The sequence below is a fragment of the Pseudonocardia sp. CA-107938 genome (assembly GCF_050936315.1).
GTDB lineage: Bacteria > Actinomycetota > Actinomycetes > Mycobacteriales > Pseudonocardiaceae > Pseudonocardia.
Window position 1 is genome coordinate 5267366 of the sequence record NZ_JBNJNA010000001.1, and the last position, 23069, is coordinate 5290434.

The window sequence follows — 23069 nt, forward strand, 5'->3', positions numbered from 1 at the left end:
ACGAGTGTTCTCCGCCCGAGCCCGATTGCCAAGGGGTGTTTGCGTCACAACAGCCACGTTGCGTGGCCGGCGACGCACCGAAGGGCATCATACCGGGCGGCCGGCGTGCAGCCGGACGTGGGTTCCCGACCGGTCCGACCACACGTGGAGGGACTCGCAGATCTGCCGGGCGATCCACACCCCGCGCCCCCGCGGGTCCGACGAGTGCGGCGCAGCGAGGCCGGGCAGGGGGTCGCGCAGCGTCCCCCGATCGTGGATCTCGCAGACGGCGCCGTCGGTGATCCCGTCGCCGTCGAGCCACACGTACAGGCGGGCGTCGGCACTGCCGTACTCGACGGCGTTGGTGGCCACCTCGTTGACGGCGAGCACGAGGTCCTCGGCGCGGTTGCGCCCGTACCCCGCGGTGAGCAGGGACTGCTCGAGGAGCTGGCGCATCTCGTTGAGCTGCCACGCGCCGAACTCGAGCTGGACGTCGGGGGCGCCGAGCAGGGTGGGGCTGGGGGCGGGGTGCTCGGCCAGCACGGTGCGCGGGCACAGGTGCTCGGCGTTGGCGACCGGGGTGCCGCCGACGAGCAGCGCGGGGTGGGTGCGCCGGGCGCCGTCGAGGATGGCCTGGTGCAGCGGCAGCTCGGGGTAGAAGCAGGTGAGCTCGACGGGCATGTCGGCCAGCGCGATGCCGTACGCCGCGTCGAGCTCGGTCCAGAACGACCCGTCGGCGCCGTCGAACTCGCTCCGGTGCTGCCCGACCATCGCGACGGGCCCGTGCTCGCCGATGAGCTCCCGCAGCTCCCTGGCCCGCTGCGCCGCCAGGGTCTGCCCGGACTGGATGCCGGACGGTGGCTCGGCCAGCGGGACCAGCTGCCGGGACGGGCCGAGCACGTCCTCGACGGCGGCCGCGGTGTCGGGCGCGAGGGCGAGCGCCACGGTGGTGCCGCGCGCCAGCGTGGCGGCCAGCATCGGCATCAGCTGGGTGGTGAGGTGCTTGGGGGAGGCGTAGAAGGCGCAGCGGTGCTGCAGCGCGACGGCGTGGGCGACGCGGGTGTTCTCGATCTTCACGCGTCGACCTCCACGCGCAGCGGCGGGACGACGTGGTCGGGCCGGGAGATCATGACCAGCTGCGCGGCGAAGGGTGCGCCGCAGCGGTCGAGCACCCGCGCCACCCGCGGCCGCACACCTTCGAGGACCAGCTTGTGGCTGGACGGGAACTCCTCCGCCGCGTGCACGACGGCGACGGCGCCGGCGACGTCGGTGAACCGCAGCGACGACACGTCGAGCCGGATCTCGTGCGGCGACGACGGCGAGCGCAGCGCCCGGTCCAGCTCGCCGAGGAGCAGCTTGCGCACCTGCGGCCGGTTGGAGTGGTCGACCTCGCCTGCGAGGCGCGCGGTGCCGGGACACGACGTGGTGATCCGCAGCAGGTTGTCGTCGTAGATCGTGGACGACTCGATCTCGACGCGGTGCACCGCGCGCATGTGCTCGATGACGTCGTCGGGGTAGTGGGCGCGGTCGTAGAGGCACAGCGCCCGTGCCGGCCGGCCCTCGATCACCTGGTCCAGGTGCTCGTCGAACTCGCGTACGGAGACGCCGTTGTTGCGGGCCAGCCCGTGGTTGAGCTGGCCGGTCATGCGGATGCCGGAGTACCCGCTCTCCAGCGCCGTGTCGATGGCCTGGTCGATGACGTCGGAGACCTGGTCGAGCGGGCTCGCCAGCGTCGCGCGCGTGGTGTCGGTGGGCACGACGACGAGCTGGCCGGTGCCGAGCAGCCGTTCCAGGTCGGCCCCGTCGTCGAGCAGCCGCTCCAGCACGTGGTGCGACGTGCCGTCGTCGAAGTAGTTGACCTGCTCCCCGGCGGCGAACCCGGCCATCATGAACGTGGACGACAGCTCCCACAGGTGCTCGTCGCTGACCGCGACCGCGCAGGCGTGCCGGACGGTCGCGCCGAAGGACGTCATGTCCTCGACCGATCTCGTCATCGCGCACCCCGCGTGGTCGGATTGTGGCCGTCGGGTCCTACGGCGTGAGGAGCCAGGATGCGCGCGTGCCGGCTCCGCTCGCAGCCGAGGACTCTGCGTCACCCTGGTGCCACTGTACGTCTGATGGACCACCCCGCATGGGGTGCATGGTCGGTCCAGCGCGCCGAACAGTCGCTGTTCGGCGACGAACGGTGACCGACGCGGACGGGCTGCTACCTCGGATAACGTCCTTATCACCCAGGTGGGTGGAGCGCAGGTCGGAGCGGGTCCTCGAGCCCCGTCGCGCCGCCGCCGGTCGGCCTCAGGGGACGAGCGGCGGCACCATGGCCTCCACCAGGTGGGGTCCGGGCTCGGCGGCGGCCTTGGCCAACGCGGCCGCCAGTTCCTCGGCCGTCTCGGCGCGGGTCGCGGGCACGCCCATGCCCGTCGCCACCGCCACGAAGTCGAGCCGTGGGCGGTCGAGGTCCAGCAGCGACCGGGCGGCCGAGCCCCCGCTGCCGTCGATCCCGACGGCGGCCAGCTCGAGCCGCAGGATCGCGTAGGCGGCGTTGTTGTAGACGACGGTGGTGACGTCGAGCCCCTCGCGCGCGTGCGTCCACAACGCCGAGATCGTGTACATGGCACTGCCGTCGGCCTGCAGGCACCACACCGGCCGGTCCGGGCAGGCGATGGCCGCGCCGGTGGCGGCCGGCAGGCCCCACCCGATCGCGCCGCCGGTCAGGCAGAGCCAGTCGTGGCGGGGCGCGCCCGCGGTGGCGGACGGCAGGGTCAGCCCGGACGTGTTGGCCTCGTCGACGACGATCGCGCCCTCGGGCAGCAGCGCGCCGACGACGTCGGCCGCCGTGTCGACGCGCAGCGGCCCGGTCGGCAGCGGTGGCCGCCGGAGCGCCGCGACGGGGGCGGTCGCGTCCGGCGCCACGTCGGCGGCCAGCTCGGCGAGCGCGGCCGCGGCGGCATCGGCGCGGCCGGCGACCTCGTGCACGTGGCAGCCCTCCGGCACCAGGTCGCCGCGCCGCCCCGGGTACCCGAAGAACGCGACGGGGGAGCGGGCCCCCACCAGCACCAGGTGCCGGGTGCCCGCGAGCTGCTGCGTGGCCGCGTCGGGCAGGTAGGCCAGCCGGTCGGCGGCGACGACGCCGGCGCCGCGCTCCAGGCGCGCCGGGAAGGTCTCCACCAGCACCCTGGCGCCGGTGGCCGCGGCGATCCGGCCGGCCGCGTCGAGCCCGTCGGTGCGGGTGGCGTCGCCGCCGAGCAGGAGCAGGCACGGCTCGCCCGACCGCAGCGCTGCCGCGGCAGCACTGCGCGCCTCGGGGTTGCCGCGGCCAGGTTCCGGCGCGGCGGGAACGGGCGCCGGCCGGTCGGCGGCGCCGTCGCCCCAGCTCGCATCGGCCGGCAGCACGAGGGTGGCGACCCGGCCCGAGCGGGCGGCAGCCACCGCCTCGGCGGCGTCCGCCGCGACATCGGCGGGGCCGGCCGTGTGCCGCACCCACCCCGACACGGGGCCGGCGAGGCTCGCGATGTCGGACTGCAGCGGGGCGTCGAACGCGGCGTGGCTGGTCGCGTGGTCGCCCACGACGTTGACGACGCCCGAGCCGGCGCGGCGGGCGTTGTGCAGGTTGGCGATGCCGTTGCCCAGGCCGGGGCCCAGGTGCAGCAGCGTGGCGGCAGGCCGCCCGGCCATCCGCGCGTACCCGTCGGCTGCGCCGGTGGCGACCCCCTCGAACAGGGTCAGCACCCCGCGCATCCCCGGCTCGGCGTCGAGCGCGGCGACGGCGTGCATCTCGGACGTGCCGGGGTTGGCGAAGCACACGTCCACGCCGCCGGCGAGGAGCGTGCGCAGCAGCGACTGCGCGCCGGTGGTCATCGCTCGCTCAGCCCGTGCTGACCGAGACGGACGTGGCCGGCGAGGTGGTGAGCGTCTGGAGCACCACGCAGTAGCGCTCGGTCAGCTTGACGAGGGTGGCGACCTGGTCGGCGTCGGCGTCCGTATCGAGCGCGAAGGACAGCCGGATGTCGCGGAACCCGACGGGGGCGTCCTTGCTGACGCCGAGGGTTCCCCGGAAGTCCAGGTCGCCCTCCGCGTGGACGGTGCCGCTGACGGCCATGCCCAGCGACGTCGCAACCGCCCGCAGCGTGACCCCGGCGCACGCCACGAGTGCCTCGAGGAGCATGTCGCCGGAGCAGAGCTGGGTGCCGTCGCCGCCGGTGGCCGGGTGCAGACCCGCCTCGACGAGCGCGGTGGACGTGCGGACCTTGCAGGCGATCCCGCTGCCGTCCAGCTCGCCGTCGGCGCTGAGCGTGACGACGGCCGACCCGGGCTCGCTGCGGTACCGCTCCTTGAGCGGGGCCTGCCGTGCCTTCAACTCCGCCTTCAACTCCGCCTTCGACGACGCTGCTGCCTCGGTGACGTCCATGCCGGCATGGTGCCTCGCCCGTGGGGTTCGTGCACGTGCCGGCCTATCCTTCGGCGGTGCCGTCGGAGACCGCCCCGGAGCTCGGGACCACCGCCCGGCCGGAGCGCGTGCTGACGATCCCCAACGCGTTGTCGGTGCTGCGGCTGGCCGGCGTGCCGCTGTTCCTGTGGCTGCTGCTCGGACCTGGGCAGGATCCGGCGGCGCACGCCGTGACCGACGTGTGGGCGATCGTCGTGCTCGCCGTGGGCGGGATCACCGACTGGCTCGACGGCAAGCTGGCGCGGCTGCTCGGCCAGTTCTCGCGGCTGGGCGCCCTGCTGGACCCGGCCGTCGACCGCCTCTACATCCTCGCCGCGCTCGTCGGCCTCGGGGTGCGCGAGGTCGTGCCGTGGTGGGCGGTGGTCGTGCTGGTCGCGCGCGACCTGGTGCTCGGCGTGTGCCTGTGGGTGCTGCGGCGGCGCGGCTACGGGCCGTTCGTCGTGACGTACCTGGGCAAGGCGGCCACGTTCCTGCTGCTCTACGCGTTCCCGCTGCTGCTGGCCGGACTGCAGGAGGGGTGGTTCGCCGATCTGGCCCGCCCGTTCGGCTACGCGTTCGCCGTGTGGGGCACGGCGTTCTACCTCTACACCGGCGTCCTCTACCTCGTGCAGTTCGTGCTCGCCCTGCGCCACCCGGTGGTGCCGGACGGCCCGGCAGCACCACCGGAGGAAGCCGCGGCAGGCACCCCGTAGGCTCGCCCGCGTGATCCCGGATGATCTCCGATACACCGAGGCCCACGAGTGGGTCCGCGACCAGGGCGACGGCACCGTGCGGATCGGCATCACCGACCACGCGCAGTCCCAGCTCGGCGACATCGTGTTCGTGTCGCTGCCGGCGGTGGGCGACACGGTCGCCGCCGGAGCCGCGGTCGGCGAGGTCGAGTCGACCAAGTCGGTATCGGACCTCTACGCGCCGGTCGCCGGCACCGTCACCGCGGTGAACGACGCCCTCGACGCGAACCCGGAACTGATCAACTCCGGCCCCTACGAGGACGGCTGGATGATCGACGTCCGGATCGACGGCGATCCCGCCGACGCCCTGTCCGGGCTGCTCGACGCGGCTGCGTACACCGATCTCGTCGGTGACTGACGGCTGCTCGCCCGCCTCGGCCCGCACGGTCCGGGCGTGGGCGAAGGAGTAGGTTGAGCGGACACGATGTCCGCAGCCTCAGCTTCCCCGGCACCATCCAGGAGGAGACCGAAAAGGTGACCACGAACGACGGGCCCGGAGTGCCCCCGGAGCGCGCCCCGGAGACCACCTCGGTCTTCCGTGCGGACTTCCTGTCCGAGGCCGAGCCGCCGAGCCAGCCGTCGAGCTTCGGAGCCGAGGCCCTGCCCGAGGGCGCTGCCCTGCTGGTCGTCAAGCGCGGCCCCAACGCCGGTTCGCGCTTCCTGCTCGACCGTTCCACCACGAGCGCCGGTCGGCACCCCGACAGCGACATCTTCCTCGACGACGTGACGGTGTCGCGCCGGCACGCGGAGTTCCGCGCCGACGCGGGCGAGTTCGTGGTCGTCGACGTCGGCAGCCTCAACGGCACGTACGTCAACCGTGAGCCGGTCGACACCGCTGTGCTGGTCAACGGCGACGAGGTGCAGATCGGCAAGTTCCGGCTGGTGTTCATCACCGGGCCGCGGGGCTGAACGGGTCCGAGCAGACCCGCGTCGGCGGTGCGCCGGACGGCGTTCGTGAGCCGTCCGGAGGCGCGCGCCGACCGGGATCGCCGTGTAGCGTCGGATGGCAGCAGGGTCGTGTGGAGGAGGAGAGCGCATGAGCGAGATGCGCGTCGTGGGCGTCCGCGTCGAACTGCCTGCGAACCAGCCGATCCTCCTGCTCCGGGAGACCGCGGGTGAGCGCTACCTGCCGATCTGGATCGGGTCGGTCGAGGCCACCGCGATCGCGCTGGAGCAGCAGGGTGTGAAGCCGCCCCGGCCGCTCACGCACGATCTCCTGAAGGACGTGGTCACCGCGCTGGGCCGGCGCCTCGAACAGGTGCGGATCACCGACCTGCAGGAAGGCACGTTCTACGCCGAGCTGATCTTCGACGGGGGCGTGAAGGTGTCCGCCCGGCCGAGCGACTCGGTGGCGCTGGCCCTGCGCATCGGGGTGCCGATCTTCGCGGAGGAGAACGTGCTCGCCGCCGCCGGTCTGGTCATCCCGGACGAGCAGGAGGACGAGGTCGAGAAGTTCCGCGAGTTCCTCGACTCCATCTCTCCTGAGGACTTCCGCGGAGCCAACCCCAACGGGTGAACCTCGGGACGCCCTGCACACCCGTGCCGCGGTGCGTCCCCCTGCAACCACGGCGCGAGCGCCGCAGGCGCGACCAACGAGCACGGCGCGTTGCGTTGACCCGCTGCGGTACCCCGCTTACCGTCAGCTCACGTACTCCGGAACCGTCCGGAGGGGTACGGAACGGGTGCTGGCACCCGGCGGGAAGGAGCTCGGTGGACGACCGGTCGTCCGGTTCGCCGGAGCAGGGTGAGCTGTTCCCCGACCCGCTGGTGGGCGAGGGGCTCGACGGGCTGCCCGATCAGCTCGTGGGTTTCCGTGGCCCGACCGCGTGCCAGGTCGTCGGCATCACCTACCGGCAGCTCGACTACTGGGCCCGCACAGGGCTCGTGGTCCCGTCGATCCGCGGTGCGGCCGGCTCGGGCTCGCAGCGGCTGTACTCGTTCAAGGACGTGCTCGTCCTCAAGGTCGTGAAGCGCCTGCTGGACGCCGGGGTGTCACTGCAGAACATCCGCGTCGCGGTGGAGCACCTGCGCCGGCGCGGCATCCGCGACCTCGCCGGGATCACGCTGTTCAGCGACGGCACCACCGTGTACGAGTGCGCGTCCGCGGAGGAGGTCGTCGACCTCCTGCGCGGCGGCCAGGGCGTCTTCGGGATCGCCGTGAGCGGGGCGATGCGCGAGATCAGCGGCTCGATCAAGGACTTCCCGGTGGAGCGCGCCGACGGCGGCACGGTGGACGAGTCGCCGGAGGACGAACTGTCGCGCCGCCGGGCGCGGCGCGCCATCTCCTGACCTCCGGGTTCAGGCCCCGCGGAAGGGGTCGTGCTCGGCCATCAGCTTGTCCAGGCGTGCCTGGTCGACGCGGTTGACGACGGCGTTGCTCTCCTGACGGTCCCGCACGCACTTGGCGAGCGTGAACGTGGACGACACGAGGAAGATCATCCCGAGGGCGAGGAACGCGCGCACCCAGGCGTCGCCGGGCATCTGCCACAGCGCGATGAGCATGGCGCCCAGCGCGACGCAGAAGGCGATCACCGACTGCACGAGGAACGCGGCGGTGGTGGGGGACTGCGGCGGGTTGGTCGAGGTCATGCCGACGATGATGACGGCGGGCCGCGATCGGTTGGGTCGGTGGAACTACGTGCCCGCGGCCCGCAGGTAGGCGAGTACGGCGAGGACGCGGCGGTGTGCGTCCTCGGTGGGCGGCAGGTCGAGCTTCGCGAAGATCGACCCGATGTGCTTGACGACGGTGGCCTCGGTGACGACCAGCTCGCGCACGATCGCGGCGTTGGACCGGCCCTCGGCGACGAGGGCCAGCACCTGCCGCTCGCGCGGGCTGAGCCGGGTGAGCGGATCGGCGCGGCGGCGCACGAGCCGGCGCACCACCTGCGGATCGACGACGGTCCCGCCGTCGAGCACGGTGCGCAGGGCGGCGACGAAGTCGGCGACGTCGGCGACCCGGTCCTTCAGCAGGTAGCCCACGCCGCTGCCGTCCCCCGAGTCGAGGAGCTCGGCCGCGTAGGAGAGTTCGACGTACTGGCTGAACGCGACGACGGCGAGGGTCGGGTCGGCCGCCCGCAGTGCGACCGCAGCGCGCAAGCCCTCGTCGCGGAAGCCGGGCGGCATGCGGACGTCGGTGAGCACCAGGTCGGGCCGGTGCCCCGCGACCGCGGCGACGAGCGCGTCCGCGTCGCCGACCGCGGCCACCACCTCCATGCCGAACCGCGTGAGCAACCCGGCGACGCCCTCCCGCAGCAGCACGCCGTCCTCGGCCAGCACTACGCGGGGCACGGCAGCTCCACCCGCAGCACGGTCGGCCCGCCGTCCGGGCTGGTCAGCAGCACCCGGCCGCCGGCGACGGCGACCCGGTCGGCGAGTCCGGTGAGCCCGGTGCCGGCACCGGGCCGGGCGCCGCCGCGCCCGTCATCGCGGATCTCGACGACCAGCGTCCGGCCGTGTTGCCGGAGGGTCACCTCGGCTCGGGTCGCGCCGGAGTGCTTGGCGACGTTCGTCAGTGCCTCGGCGACCACGAAGTAGGCGGCACTCTCGATGCCCGGTGGCAGCCGCCGTGGGAGGTCGGCCGTGACCTCGACCGGCACCGTGCTGCGGTCGGCCAGCTCGGCGACGGCCGCCGGCAACCCGTGGTCGGTGAGCACGGGCGGATGGATGCCCCGGATGAGCTCGCGGAGGTGGGTCATCAGGTCCTTGGCCTGGCGATGGGCGTCGGCCAGCGCGATCCCGGCCGGGGACCGCGGATCGGTGTCGAGCTGGGCGACGCCGAGCTGCATCGTCATGCCCAGCAGTCGCTGCTGGGTGCCGTCGTGCAGGTCGCGCTCGATCCGCCGGCGCTCCGCCTCGAACGCGTCGACGAGCCGGGCGCGGGAGCGGGTGACCTCGACGAGCTCCGCGGCCAGCACCTCGTCGTCGGGGACGAGCATGGCGCGGACGAGCGCGCCGTGGGCGGCAGCGGCGGCCGTCCAGGCGTACGGCAGCAGCGGCAGCAGGAGAGCGGCGACCAGCGTGAACGGCAGCGCGTCGGCAGGGGTGCGGATCTCCCACGCGAGGTACTGCGCCGTCGTGCCGTCGGCGAGCAACGGCAGGGCGAGCGTCGCCAGTTCGGCCGTCACCAACCCCACCAGCACCGCGCCGACGGCGGAACCCGCCACCGCGAGCACCACCGCGTACCCGCATTCCCGCCAGACCAACGGATCGGTCCAGCGCTGCGGCCACGTGCGCGGCCCGGGCATGGCGACCGGGCGCGGGTCCACCAGCTGCAGCCGCGCCCGTTCCAGCCACGCCACCGCCGGCGCCACGACGAGGACGAACCCGCCGAGCAGTACGGCCGCGGCGAGGACGCCCGCGACGACTGGCCCCATGGCTCCGCGCTCCAGCGGGGACCGCAGCGCCACGATCGGGATGAGCGCCAGCAGCAGCGGGACGGCGGCCAGCGCTACCACGAACGAGCTCGACAGCACGTGCAGCAGCGCGCGCCACGGCCACCGCGTGGCGAGGAACCGGCGGGAGGCCAGTGCCGCTGCGGCGGTGGTGGGCTCGGCGGACAGGACGTCGGGCATGTGATCGACCGTAGCGATCAGCGCGGGCCGCAGCGGCGGGGCGAAGTCGAGTCCCCGGGGTAGGGCTGGGTCGACCTCGCGGTGAGGGCCGCAGCGCCGCGGCCGCGGGGTCGGCGGTGTGGTGATCAAGGGCAGAACGTCGTCCAGATCGCCTGATCGACGACCTTTTGCCCTTGATCGACACCGGGTGGCGGGTTGGCTGCGGCCCGCGGCTCGGCGGTGCGGTGATCAAGGGCAGACGGTCGTCCGGGCGGCCTGGTCGTCGACCTTCTGCCCTTGATCACGGCCGGTAGGGCCGTGGCCCGTCCAATCGGCGCAGCTGGCCGGGCGGCGGCAGAGCCGCTGGCGAGTTGTCGTGATCAAGGGCAGAACGTCGTCGTGAGGGGCCGCCTGGCAACCTTTTGCCCTTGATCACCGACACCCGGACGACCGAACCCCGCCGGCGATCCCTCGCACCCCTGCAGGTGCGGCCGCTGTGGACACGCTCACGCGAGCCAGCCGCCGACCCCCTGTTGCCGTAGGATCGCGCGGGTAGTCGCCGACCCCGTGCGGGAGAGCCCGGAGCAGCTGGCCGGGCGCCGAAGGAGCAAGTCCTCCCCGGAATCTCTCAGGCCCCAGGACCGCGCGGGTGAGACGCCTCTGGAAAGCGACGACCGGCCGCCGGCCGCTCGTCCGCCGACGGGGAAAGCCCTGCTCGCGGGGTGAATCTCTCAGGCGCCCGGTCCGCCGGGCGGGGACAGAGGGGGAGGGCAGCTCGGCCCTGCCCGCGATCCCCCGGAGGCGCTCGTGAACCGCCCGTCCTTGCACGATCTCGAACGCGGTGTGCCGTTCGTCGATCGGCACGTCGGCCCGCGGCCGGCCGAGCTGGACCGCATGCTGGCCGTGATCGGCGCCGACTCGCTGGACGCGGTCGCGGCCACTGCCGTGCCGGACTCCATCCAGGACCGCGAGCCGGTCGCCTCCACGTTGCCGCCGGCCGCCACCGAGGCGGAGGCGCTGGCGGAGCTGCGCGCGCTCGCCGCCCGCAACACGGTGACCGTCCCGATGATCGGGCTGGGCTACTCCGGCACGATCACGCCGCCGGTCATCCTGCGCAACGTGCTGGAGAACCCGGCCTGGTACACGGCCTACACGCCGTACCAGCCGGAGATCAGCCAGGGCCGGCTGGAGGCGCTGCTCGCGTTCCAGACCGCCGTCGCCGACCTCACCGGGCTGCCCGTCGCGGGGGCGTCCCTGCTGGACGAGGCCACCGCCGCCGCCGAGGCCATGACGCTGCTGCGACGCGCAGGCCGGGCGAAGAGCCCGCGGTTCGTCGTCGACGCCGACACGCTGCCGCAGACGCTCGAGGTCCTGCACACGCGGGCCGCGCCGCTGGGCATCGAACTGGTCGTGACGGACCTGTCGGGCGGCCTGCCCGAAGGTGAGCTGTTCGGGCTGCTGCTGTCCTACCCGGGTGCGTCCGGCGAGGTCCGCGACCCGTCCGCGCTGATCGCGGAGGCGCACGAGCGCGGCGCGCTCGTCGCGGTGGCCGCCGACCTGCTGGCGCTGACCCTGCTTACCCCGCCCGGCGAGCTCGGCGCCGACGCCGTGCTGGGCACCACCCAGCGCTTCGGCGTCCCGCTCGGGTTCGGCGGCCCGCACGCCGCGTACCTGTCGGTGGCGCAGAAGTACGCCCGCCAGCTGCCGGGGCGGCTCGTGGGACTGTCCCGCGACGCCGACGGCAACCCTGCCCTGCGGCTCGCCCTGCAGACGCGTGAGCAGCACATCCGCCGCGAGAAGGCCACGTCCAACATCTGCACGGCGCAGGTGCTGCTGGCCGTCGTCGCCGCCTGCTACGCCGCCTACCACGGCCCGGACGGGCTGCGCCGGATCGCCGAGCGCACCCACCGCATGGCGGCGGTGCTCGCCGCCGGTCTGCGTGAGGGCGGGGTCGAGGTCGTGCACGGCGCGTTCTTCGACACCGTCCAGGTGCGGGTGCCCGGGCGCGCGGAGGCGATCGCCGACGCCGCGCACGACCGCGGGATCGCGCTGCGCCGGATCGATGCGGACACGCTCGGTATCTCCACCTCCGAACTCACCACTGTCGCGCACCTGGAGGCCGTCTGGGCCGCCTTCGGGGTGCCGGCCGACGCGGCTGCGCTCGACGCCGCCACCGACGACGCGCTCCCGGCGGACCTGCTGCGGACCAGTGAGTACCTGACGCACCCGACGTTCCACGAGCACCGCAGCGAGACGGCGATGATGCGCTGGCTGCGCCGCCTCGCCGACGCCGACCTGGCGCTGGACCGCACCATGATCCCGCTGGGCTCGTGCACGATGAAGCTCAACGCGGCCGCGGAGATGGAGCCCATCACGTGGCCGGCGTTCGCCGACCTGCACCCGTTCGCGCCGGCCGCGGACGCCACCGGCTCGCTGCAGATGATCGAGGACCTGGAGCGCTGGCTCGCCGAGCTCACCGGCTACGCCGCCGTGTCGGTGCAGCCGAACGCCGGCAGCCAGGGCGAGTTCGCCGGCCTGCTCGCCATCGCCGCCTACCACCGCAGCCGCGGCGAGTCGCACCGCGACGTCTGCCTGATCCCGGCCTCCGCGCACGGCACCAACGCCGCGTCCGCCGTGATGGCGGGGCTGCGGGTGGTGGTCGTCGCGACCGCTCCCACCGGCGACGTCGACCTCGACGACCTGCACGCCAAGATCGCCGAGCACGGGCCGTCGCTGGCCGCGTTGATGATCACCTACCCGTCGACGCACGGGGTGTTCGAGACGCAGGTACGGGAGGTCTGCGACGCGGTGCACGCCGCGGGCGGCCAGGTCTACGTCGACGGCGCCAACCTGAACGCGCTGGTCGGGCTGGCCCGGCCGGGCGCGTTCGGCGGCGACGTGAGCCACCTCAACCTGCACAAGACGTTCTGCATCCCGCACGGCGGCGGTGGCCCGGGCGTCGGCCCGGTCGCGGTGGCCGAGCACCTCGTGCCGTTCCTGCCGGGGCGCGGCGAGGTCGGCGCGGTGTCCGCGGCGCCGCACGGCAGCCCCGGCGTGCTGCCGATCCCGTGGATGTTCCTGCGCATGATGGGCACCGATGGGCTGCGCCGCGCCACGCTCACCGCGCTGGTCGCCGCCAACTACGTCGCGGCGCGGCTGCGCGAGCACTACCCGGTGCTCTACACGGGCGCCGGCGGGCTCGTCGCCCACGAATGCATCCTCGACCTGCGCGGGATCACCAAGGACACGGGCGTCACCGTCGACGACGTGGCGAAGCGGCTGGCCGACTACGGGATCCACGCCCCGACGATGTCGTTCCCCGTCGCGGGCACGCTCATGGTGGAGCCCACCGAGAGCGAGGACCTCGCCGAGATCGACCGGTTCGTCGACGCCATGATCGGCATCAAGGCCGAGATCGACCGCGTGGCGGCGGGGGAGTGGCCGGTGGAGGACAACCCGCTGCGCAACGCCCCGCACACCGCGGCCTGCCTGGTCGACAAGTGGGACCACCCGTACCCGCGCGACCTCGCCGCCTACCCGCTCGGCGGCACCCCCGGCGTGCACGACCGCAAGGTGTGGCCGCCCGTCCGCCGCATCGACGGTGCGCACGGCGATCGCAACCTCGTGTGCAGCTGCCCGCCGGTGGAGGCCTTCGCCTAGCCGACCTCACACATGGTCGTGCCCGTTCACACACGTCCGGACGTGTGTGAACGGGCCCAGCGCTGTGTGACGTCGAGGAGGCGGGTGCGCAGCGGGGCCGCCCGCTCCGCGAACGCCGCCTGCGCCTTCGCGTACTCCGCCCGACCGGTCGGAGTCTCGATCCGCACCGGGGTGTAGCCCCAGGCACTCAGGTCGTACGGGCTCGCGCGCATGTCCAGCTCGCGGACGTCGGCGGCGAGCTCGAAGCAGTCCGCCACCAGGTCGGACGGGGTGGCCGGGGCCAGCTTGTACGCCCACTTGTAGAGGTCCATCGTCGCGTGCAGGCAGCCCGGCTGCTCCATCGCCACCTGGTCGGCCCGCGCCGGCGCGACCGCGTTGCGGGGCCGGGCGGCCGCGGTGAAGAACCGGAACGCGTCGTGGTGGGTGCAGTGGATGGGCAGCGACTCGACGACGGCGTCGGTGCCGGCCGTGCCCAGCCGCAGCGGCACCGACCCGTGCCGTGGCGCGTCGGTGCGGTACACCATCGCCCACTCGTGCAGGCCGAAGCACGACAGCCGGGGCGGCCGGGACGCCGTGGCCGCGAGCAGTGCGCCGACGAACGCGGCGGTGCCGGCCACGCGGTCCGGCAGCGCGGCCAGGTCCAGCCGCACGCCGGCACCGTCGCGCACGTAGCCGGGGCCGTCGAGGTACTCCTGCCCGCCCTGCAGCACGACGTCCGGGCCGGGATGCCACTGCTCCAGCCGCTGCGGGCGGAACGAGTAGTAGGTGAAGAGGAAGTCCAGGACGGGATGGGGCTCGCGCCGCCGCCGGCGCTCGCGGTGCGGCAGCGTCCACCGCTCCACCCGGGCCCGGTGGGCGGCCGCGCGGGCGCGCCACACCGGTTCGTCGAGCACCTCCACGGCTACCCCGGGTCCGTGCGGGGTGCGGTGACCGGCACGCCGCTGCGCTCCGGACGCGCGTGGGTTCCGTCGCGCACCGTGCCGACGACGTGCTCGATCAGGTCCTCCAGCGCCACCAGTCCGACGGTGTGCCCGCCGCGGTCCACGGCCCGGCCCAGGTGCGCGCCCGGCCGGCGCAGCACGGCGAGGGCCTCGTCGAGCCGGGCGTCGACCGCGACCTCGGGCAGGGCCCGGATCCGCTGCGGCGGCACCGCGGCGGACGCGTCGTCGATCAGGTCGAGGATGTCCTTGACGTGCAGGTAGCCGGTGAACCGCCGGTCGGGCCCGCGCAGCGGGAACCGGGAGAACCCGGTGCGCGCCACCACCTCGGCGACGTCGCCCACGGTCGGGCGCGCCGGCAGCGTGACGAGGTCGGTCAGCGGCACCACCACGTCGGCGACGGTGGCCTCCACCGAGTGCAGGGTGCGGGTGAGCCGGGATGACTCCTCGTCGTCCAGCAGGCCCTCGCGACCGGACTCGGCGATCAGGTCGGCCAGCTCGCCCGAGGTGAACGCCGTCTCCAGCTCGTCGCGCGGCTCGACCCCGACCAGCCGCAGCACCCCGTTCGCGAGGAAGTTGAAGAGGCTGATCAGCGGCCGCATCACGGTCGTGAAGACCAGGAACGGCGGAACCAGCCAGATCGCCGTGCGCTCCGGGCCGGCGATCGCGATGTTCTTCGGCACCATCTCGCCGAGCAGGATGTGCGCGATCACGACGAGCCCCAGCGAGATCGCGAACGCGACGGGCTCCAGCACCGCATCGGGCAGACCGGCCCACAGGAACGGCCGCTCGATCAGGTGCGCGACCGCCGGCTCGCCCAGCCGGCCGAGCAGCAGCGAGCAGATGGTGATGCCCAGCTGCGACGCGGCGAGCATGCGGGACAGGTCGCCGGTGGCGCGCAGCACCGTGCGCGCGCCGGAGATGTTCGCCTGCGCCATCGCCTCGAGCCGGTCCCGCCGGGCGGACACCAGCGAGAACTCGGCGCCGACGAAGAACGCGTTGCCGGCCAGCAGCGCCACCGCTGCGAGCAGGGCGAGCAGGTCGGTTCCCACTGCGACGTCAGCGGCCACGGCGCACCTCCGCCACCGCGTCGGGGTCGGCCAGCCGCAGCTCCGCGATGCGGTTGCGGTCGCGCCGCATCACCGTCAACCGCCAGCCGTCGACGTCGACCGTGGCGCCGACGTCGGGGATCCGGCCGAGCCGGGCGACCACCATCCCGGCCAGCGTCTCGTGGTCACCTGGCGGCACGACGAACCCGGTGGCCTCGGCGACCTCGTCGTCGCGCAGCAGGCCCGACACCAGCCAGGTGCCGCGTCCCATCGGGCGCACCTGGGCGAGCTCGGCACCGTCGTGCTCGTCGCGCACGTCGCCGACGATCTCCTCGATGAGGTCCTCCAGCGTGACGATGCCGGCCGTGCCGCCGTACTCGTCCACCACGACCGCCATCTGCAGGCCGGATCCGCGCAGCTCCGTGAGCAGGGCGTCGCCGTCGAGCGACTCCGGCACCGTCGGCACCGGCTGCACGAGCCCGCGCAGCGGGACCCGGCCCCGCTCGGCCGCCGGCACCCCGAACGCCTGCTTGACGTGCACGACGCCCAGCACGACGTCCGGGTCGCGGTCCTGGACGGGGAACCGGGAGAACCCGCTGTGCCGCGCCCGCGCGACGAGGTCGTCGACCGTGTCCTCGGCCTCCAGGGTCTCCACCCGCACCCGCGGGGTCATGAGGTCCTCCGCGACCCGGTCCGTGAACCGCAGCGAGCGGTCCAGCAGCGCTGCCGTGCCTTCGTCCAAGGTGCCGTGCTCGGCGCTGGACCGGACGAGCGAGCTCAGCTCCCGCGGCGACCGCGCTGAGCGCAGCTCCTCGGCGGGTTCCACGCCCAGCCGCCGGACGACCGCGTTGGCGGCCGTGTTGAGCGCGTTGATGAGCCAGCGGAAGGCGTGCGCGAAGCCGCTCTGCAGCCAGACCACCGCCCGACCGGTGCGGATCGGGTCGGCGATCGCGAGGTTCTTCGGCACCAGCTCGCCGAACACCATCGACAACGTGGTGGCGAGCAGCAGCGCGATCACGATCGCCACGCCGTCGGCGAGGCCCGCGGAGAGGCCGGCCCCGGCCAGCCCCGGTGCGATCAGAGCGGCGATCGCCGGCTCGGCGACGTACCCGGTGACGAGCGTCGTCGCGGTGATGCCGAGCTGGCTCCCCGACAGCTGGAACGACAGGCTCCGGTGCGCTCGCTGCAGGCTGCGCGCCCGCATGTCGTCCACGTCGGCCGCGTGCGCGTCGACCTGGCTGCGCTCCAGGGCCGTCAGCGCGAACTCCGACGCCACCGACACCGCGGTGCCGGCGGTGAGGGCGGCCACAGCGACCAGTCCGAGGACCGACCAGAGAACGGTCACCCGGACCTGCCCACGCAACGCCGGGTCGGACCCGGCTTCCTACTGCAACCCGGCTCGGCGCCTCGGGCACGTGCGGTGGGCACGGTGGATCTCCCCTGGATGTGGAAGCCGCCAGTCTAGGACGGCGGGGCGGGCGTGCAGCACGGAACCTGCGCCACCCCCCGGTGGAGCGATGCGCGTCACCTCCAGGGGCGATCCGGCCATCCGCGGCCTAGGTTCTCGGGTCATGGCAGGCAGTCGCATCGGTGCGCGGGACCAGAGCCCCTCCCGGTCGTCCTCGCCGTTCGTCGACTTCGACCGCGCCTCCTGGGCGAAGCTGGGGGAGGCCACGCCGCTGCCGCTGACCGCCGACGAGGTGGAGCGGGTGCGCAGCCTCGGCGACGCCGTCGACCTCGACGAGGTGCGCGACGTGTACCTGCCGCTCTCCCGGCTGCTCACCCTGCACGTGCAGGAGGGTGCCCGGCTCTACCGCGCCTACCGCACGTTCCTCGGCTCGGCCGGTGCCCGCACCCCGTTCGTGATCGGCATCGCCGGTTCGGTCGCCGTCGGGAAGTCGACCACCGCCCGGCTCATGCGCCTGCTGCTGGCCCGCTGGCCGCAGCACCCGCGCGTCGAGCTGATCACCACCGACGGGTTCCTGCACCCCAACGCCGAGCTGGAGCGGCGCGGGCTGATGAGCCGCAAGGGCTTCCCCGAGTCGTTCGACCGGCGGGCGCTGCTGCGGTTCGTCACGGAGGTGAAGGCGGGTCGTACCCCGGTCAGCGCGCCGGTGTACTCCCACCTGACCTACGACATCGTCCCCGGGGCCCGCGCCGTCGTGCACCGGCCGGACATCCTGCTGCTCGAGGGGCTCAACGTGCTGCAGCCGGCCCAGCCCGCGCCGGGCGGGCGGGCGGCGCTCGCGGTGAGCGACTTCATCGACTTCTCGGTCTACGTCGACGCGGCCACCGACGACATCCGCAACTGGTACGTGCAGCGCTTCCTGCGGCTGCGGGAGACCGCGTTCCGCAACCCCGACTCGTTCTTCCGCCGCTACGCCGAGCTCGACGTCGCGGGTGCGATCGCGCGCGCGGAGAGCATCTGGGCGGAGATCAACGGGCCCAACCTGGAGCAGAACATCAAGCCGACCCGCGGCCGGGCGAGCCTGGTCCTGCGCAAGGGTCCCGACCACAGCGTCACCGGTATCCGGTTGCGCAAGGTATGACCGATTCGCGGCCATCGGTGACGTCGCACCGGCAGCCTGGCACCATGGCGCGATGACGTCGTACGCGCCCGACGTCGGGGCGACCAGCACCGACGCGCCCGAGCTGACCGAACTCGCCGCCCGTCTGCGGCTGGCCGTGGGGCGGCTCAACCGGCGCATCCGCATCGACGGTCACGAGTCGATCCCGCCGCTGCAGCTGTCCGCGCTCGTCACCGTCGAGCTGCACGGCCCGCTGCGCCTGTCCGAGCTGGCCCGGCGCGAGGCGGTCACCGCGCCGACGATGAGCAGGGTCCTCGCCGCGCTCGACGAGCAGGGCCTCGTGCACCGCGCACCCGACCCGCAGGACGCGCGCGGCGTGCTCATCACCCTCTCCGAGGTCGGCGCGGCGGCCGTGAACGAGGTGCGCACCACCCGTACGGCGCTCGTCGCCCGCCGGCTTGCCCGCCTGGACGACGCCCAGCGCGCCGCGATCGCCGCGGCCATGCCCGCATTGGAGGCGCTGCTCGTGGACGACTGAGCCGCGCGCTCGGCTCGTGTGTTCAAGATCGCTTGCAGGATCACCGAAGGGAGTCGGCCCGCGTCGGCGCGGGCTGCGACGATCGCCCCTCCTTGTCGCCTGTGAAAGGTTTCGGATGGCAATCCTGGGCGCGGCGGTCGTGGTGCTCGCGGTGGTGGTCCTGCTCAACCTGCTCATCACCTTCGCGGTGCTGCGCAGGCTGCGCAGCCACGAGTCGCTGCTGGCGGGCGGGTCCGGCGTGAGCGACTCCGATGCGGAGCTGCTCGGGCGGACGCTGCCGGAGTTCGACGCCGTCAGCACCGCCGGAGCGGCGGTGACGAACACGTCCGACACCGCGCGGATGGTCGGGTTCTTCTCGGCGACGTGCGCGCCGTGCCGTGACCAGGCAGCGGCGTTCGCCGTGCACGACGATCCGAACCGGGTCGCGTTCGTGCTGATGGAGGGCGCGCCGGAGGCTGATCGGGACGCGATCCTGGCTGCGCTCGCGGGATCACCGACCGTGGTGGTCGAGCCGGCCAGCACGCAGGTGACCGAGGCTATGGGCGTGCGGTCGTTCCCGCAGATCCTGCAGCTCGACGCGACCGGCGTGGTCGTGAGCGCGGGGCACTCGGTGCGCGCGCTGGCCGGCACCGGCAGGTGACGTCGGGCCGAGACGGGCGGATCTCGGCGGCGCAGCTGCGGGTCCGCCTGCGGACGGCGTGGGGTCTGGCGTGGTCGGCGGGCGCTCTGCTCACCCTCGCCCAGCTGGCGATCACGCTGCTCGGTGGCGTGCTGGTGTCGGCGGTGACCTGGTCCACCAAGATCATGATCGACGGGCTGGTCGACCGCGCACCGCTGTCGGTGCTGGTCGGAGCGGTTGCGGTGATCGCGATCGCCGGGCTCGTGCGGGCCTGCGCGCCGGAGGTGTCGACGTACCTGCGCGCCGAGCTCGACCGCCGGGTCGAGCTGCGCCTGAACGATCGGCTGTTCACCGCCGTCGGGTCGTTCCAGGGCCTCGCCCGGTTCGAGGACCCGCGGATCCTGGACCGCATCCGGCAGGCCCAGCAGGCCCGCCAGGCGGTCGGGGACGCGACGATCGGACCGGCGTCCGTGGCGGGTGACGTCATCGCCGTGGCCGGCCTGCTGGTGACGGTGTACCTGCTGGCACCACCGATGGCGGCCATCCTGCTCGTGGCGGCCGTTCCGGTGCTGTTCGCGGAGGTGGCCCAGTCCCGCCGGTTCGCCGCGGCGATGGAGACCATGTCGCAGACCGGCCGCCGGCAGTTCGAGCTGAGCGCGCTCAACAGCGACGTCCGCGCGGTGAAGGAGATACGGCTGCTGGGGCTGGTCCCGTTCTTCAAGGCGCGCATCCTGGCCGCGGTCGCGACGGCCGCGACGGTGCAGCGCGACCTCGACCGCCGGCAGATGCGGTCCCGGTCACTGCTGGCCCTGCTCAGCACGGTGATCAGCACCGGCGGGCTCGCCTGGGCGGTGGCCGAGGCCTACCAGGGCAGGCTGTCGATCGGTGACGTCTCGGCGTTCGCCGCCGCCGTCGCCGGGCTGCAGGGCGCGCTCGGCGGCCTCGTGAGCCGGATCAGCCGGGCGCACCGGGCGCTGGTGAACCTCGGCCCCTACGTCGACGTCGTGACCATGGATGCCGACCTCCCGCAGCCCGCCCGTGCCGTCGAGCTGCCGCCGCTGCGCTCCGGCATCGACCTGGTCGACGTGTGGTTCCGCTACGCGCCCGACCAGCCGTGGATCCTGCAGGGCCTGACCACCCGCATCACGGCCGGGGAGGCGATGGCGCTGGTCGGGCTCAACGGCGCCGGCAAGAGCACCCTGATCAAGCTGCTCTGCCGGTTCTACGACCCCGACCGCGGCGCGATCCTGTGGGACGGCGTCGACATCCGCGACGTCGCCGTGCCGGCGTTGCGACGCCGGATCGGCGTGCTGTTCCAGGACTTCATGGAGTACGACCTGACCGCCGCGCAGAACATCGGCGTCGGCGACGTCGACGCCATCGACGACGAGGGTCGCGTCGCGGCCGCGGCCCGTTCGGCCGGGATCGCCGCGAAGATCGAGTCGCTGCCGCGGCGGTACGGCACGATGCTGAGCCGGATCTTCTTCCGCGAAGGGGCCGACGAGGACCCCGAGCAGGGGGTGTCGCTGTCCGGCGGGCAGTGGCAGCGGGTCGCGCTGGCCAGGACGTTCATGCGCGAGAACCGCGACCTGCTGATCCTCGACGAACCCAGCTCCGGGCTGGACGCCGAGGCGGAGCACGAGATCCACCGCAGCCTGGGCGAGCACCGCGCGGGCCGCACCAGCGTGCTCGTCTCGCACCGGCTCAGCTCGGTGCGCGATGCGGACCGGATCGTCGTGCTGGCCGACGGGCGGATCGTCGAGGAGGGGGCGCACCGCTCCCTGATGGATCTCGACGGGCAGTACGCGCGGTTGTTCCGGCTGCAGGCCCGCGGATACACGGAGACGCCGGCCTGACGATCCGGACGGAAAGGGACCGGCCGGTCACGGAATCCGTGACCGGCCGGCCGGCTGATCAGGGGCAGCCCTGCCGGCAGCCGAGGCTGGCGCAGCGGTACCCGGTGCCCGGGCAGTAGCGGCACTCCTCGCAGCAGTAGCTCGGGCCCGTGTTGTCGCCGTCGCAGTAGCACTCGCGCTCGGGCGCCGTGCACGCCGAGGCGTCCAGCTGGGGCACGAGGTGGGCGAGCAGGCGGTCGCCGAGGTTCCGTACAGAAGCGAGCATTCGTCCTCCGAGATCGAGTAGGGAGCGCGTCGCACACTACCGACGATGATCCACTTCGCCTGCCCGGAATGACGGAATCCGGCTCATTTCGAGGAATTCGCAACCGTCGGCCGACCATCGTTTCGACGTCATCTGGAATGTCGGGTCTCGGCTATTGTCGCGTCGTTCGGAGGGGGTTGCATTGGGGTGGAAGGCGGGGGCGCTGGTGGTGGCCGGCGCGGTGGTGCTCGCGGCCCGGCGCACGCTGGTCGTCGTCAACGTGTCGGGCACGAGCATGGAACCGACGCTGCGCAACGGCGACCGGATCCTGGTGCGCCGGCGCCGGCCGGAGCAGGTCCGGCGCGGTGAGATCACGGTCCTGGCGGCGCCGGAGGCCGCGACCGCGCCCGAGTGGCAGTGCGCGACGTGGCACGTCAAGCGGGTCGTCGCGCTGCCCGGCGACCCGGTGCCGGCCGGCGTGCCCGTCCCGGCCGACCGGGTCCCGGCCGGGTCGGTTGTCGCCCTGGGCGACAACGACGTGGGCGGCGACTCGCGCACCTGGGGCCCCTACCGTGCGGACGGGGTAGTGGGGACGTACGTGCTGCGGCTGCGGACGGGCACCCCCTCGCGCACACGCTGATGTGCTCGCGCACACGTCCCAGCATGTGCGTGACCACCGGGAGGTGTGCGTGAGCGGGTCCGCCCTGCGCCGCGCCCCCTGTGGCACGCTGCCGTGATGACCTCGATCCCCCTGTCGGCGTACGGCGCCGAGATCTACTTCCGCGGGCTCGCGGGGGAGCGCCCGGCCCTGCCCACCGACCCGGCCGAGCTCGAGGCGCTGGCGCGGGAGCGGCTGGAGCCCGGCCCGTTCGGCTACGTCGCCGGCGGCGCGGGCGGCGGCGCCACCATGCGGGCCAACCGGGCCGCGTTCGACGAGGTCGCGCTCGTGCCGCGGATGCTGCGCGACACCACCGCCCGCGACTGGTCGACCACCGTCCTGGGCACCGCGATGCCCGCGCCGCTGCTGCTCGCGCCGGTCGGGGTGCTCTCGATCATGCATACGGACGGCGAGCTGGCGGTCGCCAGGGCCGCTGCAGAGCTGGGCGTGCCGATGGTGCTCTCCACGGCCGCGTCGCACACCCTCGAGGAGGTCGCCCAGGCCTCGGGGGACGGGCCGCGCTGGTACCAGCTGTACTGGCCCACCGACGACGCGGTGACGGCGAGCCTCCTGGCCAGGGCGCGCGCGGCCGGGTACTCCGTGCTCGTCGTCACCCTCGACACCTGGACGCTCGGCTGGCGGCCGCTCGACCTCGACCAGGCCTACCTGCCGTTCCTGCGCGGCGTCGGGACGGCCATCCCGTTCTCCGACCCCGCGTTCCGGGCCGGGCTCGCGGCCGCGCCCGAGGACGACCTCATGGCCGCGGTCGGGCGCTGGGTGCCGATGTTCACCGGCACCGCGCTGCGCTGGGACCGCCTCGACGTGCTGCGCCGCAACTGGGACGGCCCGATCGTGCTGAAGGGCATCCAGCACCCGGACGACGCCGTGGCCGCGATCGAGGCCGGGATGGACGGCATCATCGTGTCCAACCACGGCGGCCGGCAGGTCGACCGGGCCGTCGGCGCGCTCACGACGCTGCCGAGCATCGTCGCCGCCGTCGCGGGCCGGGTGCCCGTCCTGTTCGACTCCGGGGTGCGCACCGGCGCCGACGCCGCCGTCGCGCTGGCCTGCGGCGCCGACGCCGTGCTGCTCGGCCGCCCGTACGTCTACGGGTTGGGTCTGGCCGGCGCCGACGGCGTCCGGCACGTCGTGCGGTCGGTGCTGGCGGAGCTGGACCTCACGCTGGCCCTGTCCGGGTACGCCGACCTCGCCACTCTCCGCGAGACCACCGACGCCGTCCACCGGCGGTGATGGAATAGTGAACGCTGGCGC

At 73.7% G+C, this 23069-nt stretch carries 23 protein-coding genes and 1 riboswitch; of the genes, 12 read left to right on the forward strand and 11 right to left on the reverse strand.

Features of this window, described 5'->3' with window-relative positions; all coding sequences use genetic code 11:
• Positions 1-87: 87 nt before the first annotated feature.
• From ACQEVB_RS25985 to ACQEVB_RS26000, 4 genes are all read right to left on the reverse strand, one after another.
• Positions 88-1056: an ATP-binding protein gene (locus ACQEVB_RS25985; RefSeq protein ID WP_432976215.1), complete on the reverse strand. Its 969-nt coding sequence runs from the start codon at positions 1054-1056 to the stop codon at positions 88-90.
• The gene (locus ACQEVB_RS25990; protein WP_432976218.1) at positions 1053-1973 is read right to left on the reverse strand and encodes an MEDS domain-containing protein; all 921 of its coding nucleotides are present in this window, start codon (positions 1971-1973) and stop codon (positions 1053-1055) included. The genes ACQEVB_RS25985 and ACQEVB_RS25990 overlap by 4 nt, the downstream gene beginning before the upstream one ends.
• A gap of 301 nt (positions 1974-2274) precedes the next feature.
• A complete protein-coding gene (locus tag ACQEVB_RS25995; RefSeq protein WP_432976221.1) occupies positions 2275-3837 on the reverse strand; it encodes an acetolactate synthase large subunit in 1563 nt (520 codons plus the stop codon).
• 7 nt (positions 3838-3844) lie between these two features.
• A complete protein-coding gene (locus tag ACQEVB_RS26000; protein WP_432976224.1) occupies positions 3845-4387 on the reverse strand; it encodes an OsmC family protein in 543 nt (180 codons plus the stop codon).
• A gap of 56 nt (positions 4388-4443) precedes the next feature.
• On the opposite strand from ACQEVB_RS26000, the gene ACQEVB_RS26005 reads away from it, so the two are divergent.
• The 5 genes from ACQEVB_RS26005 (at position 4444) to ACQEVB_RS26025 (ending at position 7446) form a co-directional block, all read left to right on the forward strand.
• On the forward strand, positions 4444-5118 hold the full coding sequence (locus ACQEVB_RS26005; RefSeq protein ID WP_432976227.1) for a CDP-alcohol phosphatidyltransferase family protein: 675 nt from the start codon (positions 4444-4446) through the stop codon (positions 5116-5118).
• A gap of 10 nt (positions 5119-5128) precedes the next feature.
• A complete protein-coding gene (gcvH, locus tag ACQEVB_RS26010; RefSeq protein ID WP_432976230.1) occupies positions 5129-5515 on the forward strand; it encodes a glycine cleavage system protein GcvH in 387 nt (128 codons plus the stop codon).
• A 116-nt stretch (positions 5516-5631) separates the two neighbouring features.
• Positions 5632-6066 (forward strand): glycogen accumulation regulator GarA, encoded by a 435-nt coding sequence (gene garA / locus ACQEVB_RS26015; protein WP_432980576.1) that lies wholly within the window; start codon positions 5632-5634, stop codon positions 6064-6066.
• Positions 6067-6193: 127 nt separating this feature from the next.
• Positions 6194-6673 carry a bifunctional nuclease family protein gene (locus ACQEVB_RS26020; RefSeq protein ID WP_432976233.1) on the forward strand — a complete coding sequence of 160 codons (480 nt, stop codon included), beginning with the start codon at positions 6194-6196 and terminating at the stop codon, positions 6671-6673.
• Positions 6674-6867: 194 nt separating this feature from the next.
• Positions 6868-7446, forward strand: a complete 579-nt coding sequence (locus ACQEVB_RS26025; RefSeq protein WP_432976236.1) for a MerR family transcriptional regulator — start codon at positions 6868-6870, stop codon at positions 7444-7446.
• A gap of 9 nt (positions 7447-7455) precedes the next feature.
• Here the strand turns inward: ACQEVB_RS26025 and ACQEVB_RS26030 are convergent, their stop codons facing one another.
• From ACQEVB_RS26030 to ACQEVB_RS26040, 3 genes are read right to left on the reverse strand one after another with little or no spacing between them, the layout of a single operon-like run.
• Positions 7456-7746: a YiaA/YiaB family inner membrane protein gene (locus ACQEVB_RS26030; RefSeq protein ID WP_432976239.1), complete on the reverse strand. Its 291-nt coding sequence runs from the start codon at positions 7744-7746 to the stop codon at positions 7456-7458.
• A 45-nt stretch (positions 7747-7791) separates the two neighbouring features.
• The gene (locus ACQEVB_RS26035; protein WP_432976241.1) at positions 7792-8445 is read right to left on the reverse strand and encodes a response regulator transcription factor; all 654 of its coding nucleotides are present in this window, start codon (positions 8443-8445) and stop codon (positions 7792-7794) included.
• Entirely contained in the window at positions 8433-9728 is a 1296-nt protein-coding gene (locus tag ACQEVB_RS26040; protein WP_432976243.1) for a histidine kinase, read from the reverse strand. Before ACQEVB_RS26040 ends, ACQEVB_RS26035 begins: the two co-directional genes overlap by 13 nt.
• A 539-nt stretch (positions 9729-10267) precedes the next feature.
• Positions 10268-10361: riboswitch (glycine riboswitch) on the forward strand.
• A gap of 153 nt (positions 10362-10514) precedes the next feature.
• Between ACQEVB_RS26040 and gcvP the strand changes: the two genes are divergently transcribed.
• Positions 10515-13367, forward strand: coding sequence for an aminomethyl-transferring glycine dehydrogenase (gene gcvP, locus ACQEVB_RS26045; RefSeq protein WP_432976246.1), 2853 nt, complete (start codon positions 10515-10517; stop codon positions 13365-13367).
• Between the two features lie 26 nt (positions 13368-13393).
• Here the strand turns inward: gcvP and ACQEVB_RS26050 are convergent, their stop codons facing one another.
• From ACQEVB_RS26050 to ACQEVB_RS26060, 3 genes are read right to left on the reverse strand one after another with little or no spacing between them, the layout of a single operon-like run.
• Positions 13394-14266 carry a 3-methyladenine DNA glycosylase gene (locus ACQEVB_RS26050; RefSeq protein WP_432976249.1) on the reverse strand — a complete coding sequence of 291 codons (873 nt, stop codon included), beginning with the start codon at positions 14264-14266 and terminating at the stop codon, positions 13394-13396.
• Between the two features lie 2 nt (positions 14267-14268).
• Positions 14269-15375, reverse strand: coding sequence for a hemolysin family protein (locus ACQEVB_RS26055; RefSeq protein WP_432976252.1), 1107 nt, complete (start codon positions 15373-15375; stop codon positions 14269-14271).
• The gene (locus ACQEVB_RS26060) at positions 15365-16699 is read right to left on the reverse strand and encodes a hemolysin family protein (RefSeq protein WP_432976255.1); all 1335 of its coding nucleotides are present in this window, start codon (positions 16697-16699) and stop codon (positions 15365-15367) included. The genes ACQEVB_RS26055 and ACQEVB_RS26060 overlap by 11 nt, the downstream gene beginning before the upstream one ends.
• Positions 16700-16925: 226 nt before the next feature.
• Between ACQEVB_RS26060 and coaA the strand changes: the two genes are divergently transcribed.
• The 4 genes from coaA to ACQEVB_RS26080 all read left to right on the forward strand — a co-directional run bounded on the left by coaA (position 16926) and on the right by ACQEVB_RS26080 (position 20895).
• The gene (gene coaA / locus ACQEVB_RS26065; RefSeq protein WP_432976258.1) at positions 16926-17903 is read left to right on the forward strand and encodes a type I pantothenate kinase; all 978 of its coding nucleotides are present in this window, start codon (positions 16926-16928) and stop codon (positions 17901-17903) included.
• Between the two features lie 52 nt (positions 17904-17955).
• Positions 17956-18420, forward strand: coding sequence for a MarR family winged helix-turn-helix transcriptional regulator (locus ACQEVB_RS26070; protein WP_432976261.1), 465 nt, complete (start codon positions 17956-17958; stop codon positions 18418-18420).
• A 115-nt stretch (positions 18421-18535) separates the two neighbouring features.
• Entirely contained in the window at positions 18536-19060 is a 525-nt protein-coding gene (locus ACQEVB_RS26075; protein ID WP_432976264.1) for a TlpA family protein disulfide reductase, read from the forward strand.
• Positions 19057-20895, forward strand: coding sequence for an ABC transporter ATP-binding protein (locus ACQEVB_RS26080; protein ID WP_432976267.1), 1839 nt, complete (start codon positions 19057-19059; stop codon positions 20893-20895). Before ACQEVB_RS26075 ends, ACQEVB_RS26080 begins: the two co-directional genes overlap by 4 nt.
• Positions 20896-20953: 58 nt before the next feature.
• Here ACQEVB_RS26080 and ACQEVB_RS26085 read toward each other — a convergent pair whose 3' ends face one another.
• Positions 20954-21160: a hypothetical protein gene (locus ACQEVB_RS26085; protein ID WP_432976270.1), complete on the reverse strand. Its 207-nt coding sequence runs from the start codon at positions 21158-21160 to the stop codon at positions 20954-20956.
• A 181-nt stretch (positions 21161-21341) separates the two neighbouring features.
• Here ACQEVB_RS26085 and lepB point away from each other — a divergent pair, with 181 nt between their 5' ends.
• Positions 21342-21779 carry a signal peptidase I gene (lepB, locus tag ACQEVB_RS26090; protein WP_432976273.1) on the forward strand — a complete coding sequence of 146 codons (438 nt, stop codon included), beginning with the start codon at positions 21342-21344 and terminating at the stop codon, positions 21777-21779.
• A 96-nt stretch (positions 21780-21875) separates the two neighbouring features.
• Positions 21876-23048 carry an alpha-hydroxy-acid oxidizing protein gene (locus ACQEVB_RS26095; RefSeq protein WP_432976276.1) on the forward strand — a complete coding sequence of 391 codons (1173 nt, stop codon included), beginning with the start codon at positions 21876-21878 and terminating at the stop codon, positions 23046-23048.
• Positions 23049-23069: the final 21 nt, after the last annotated feature.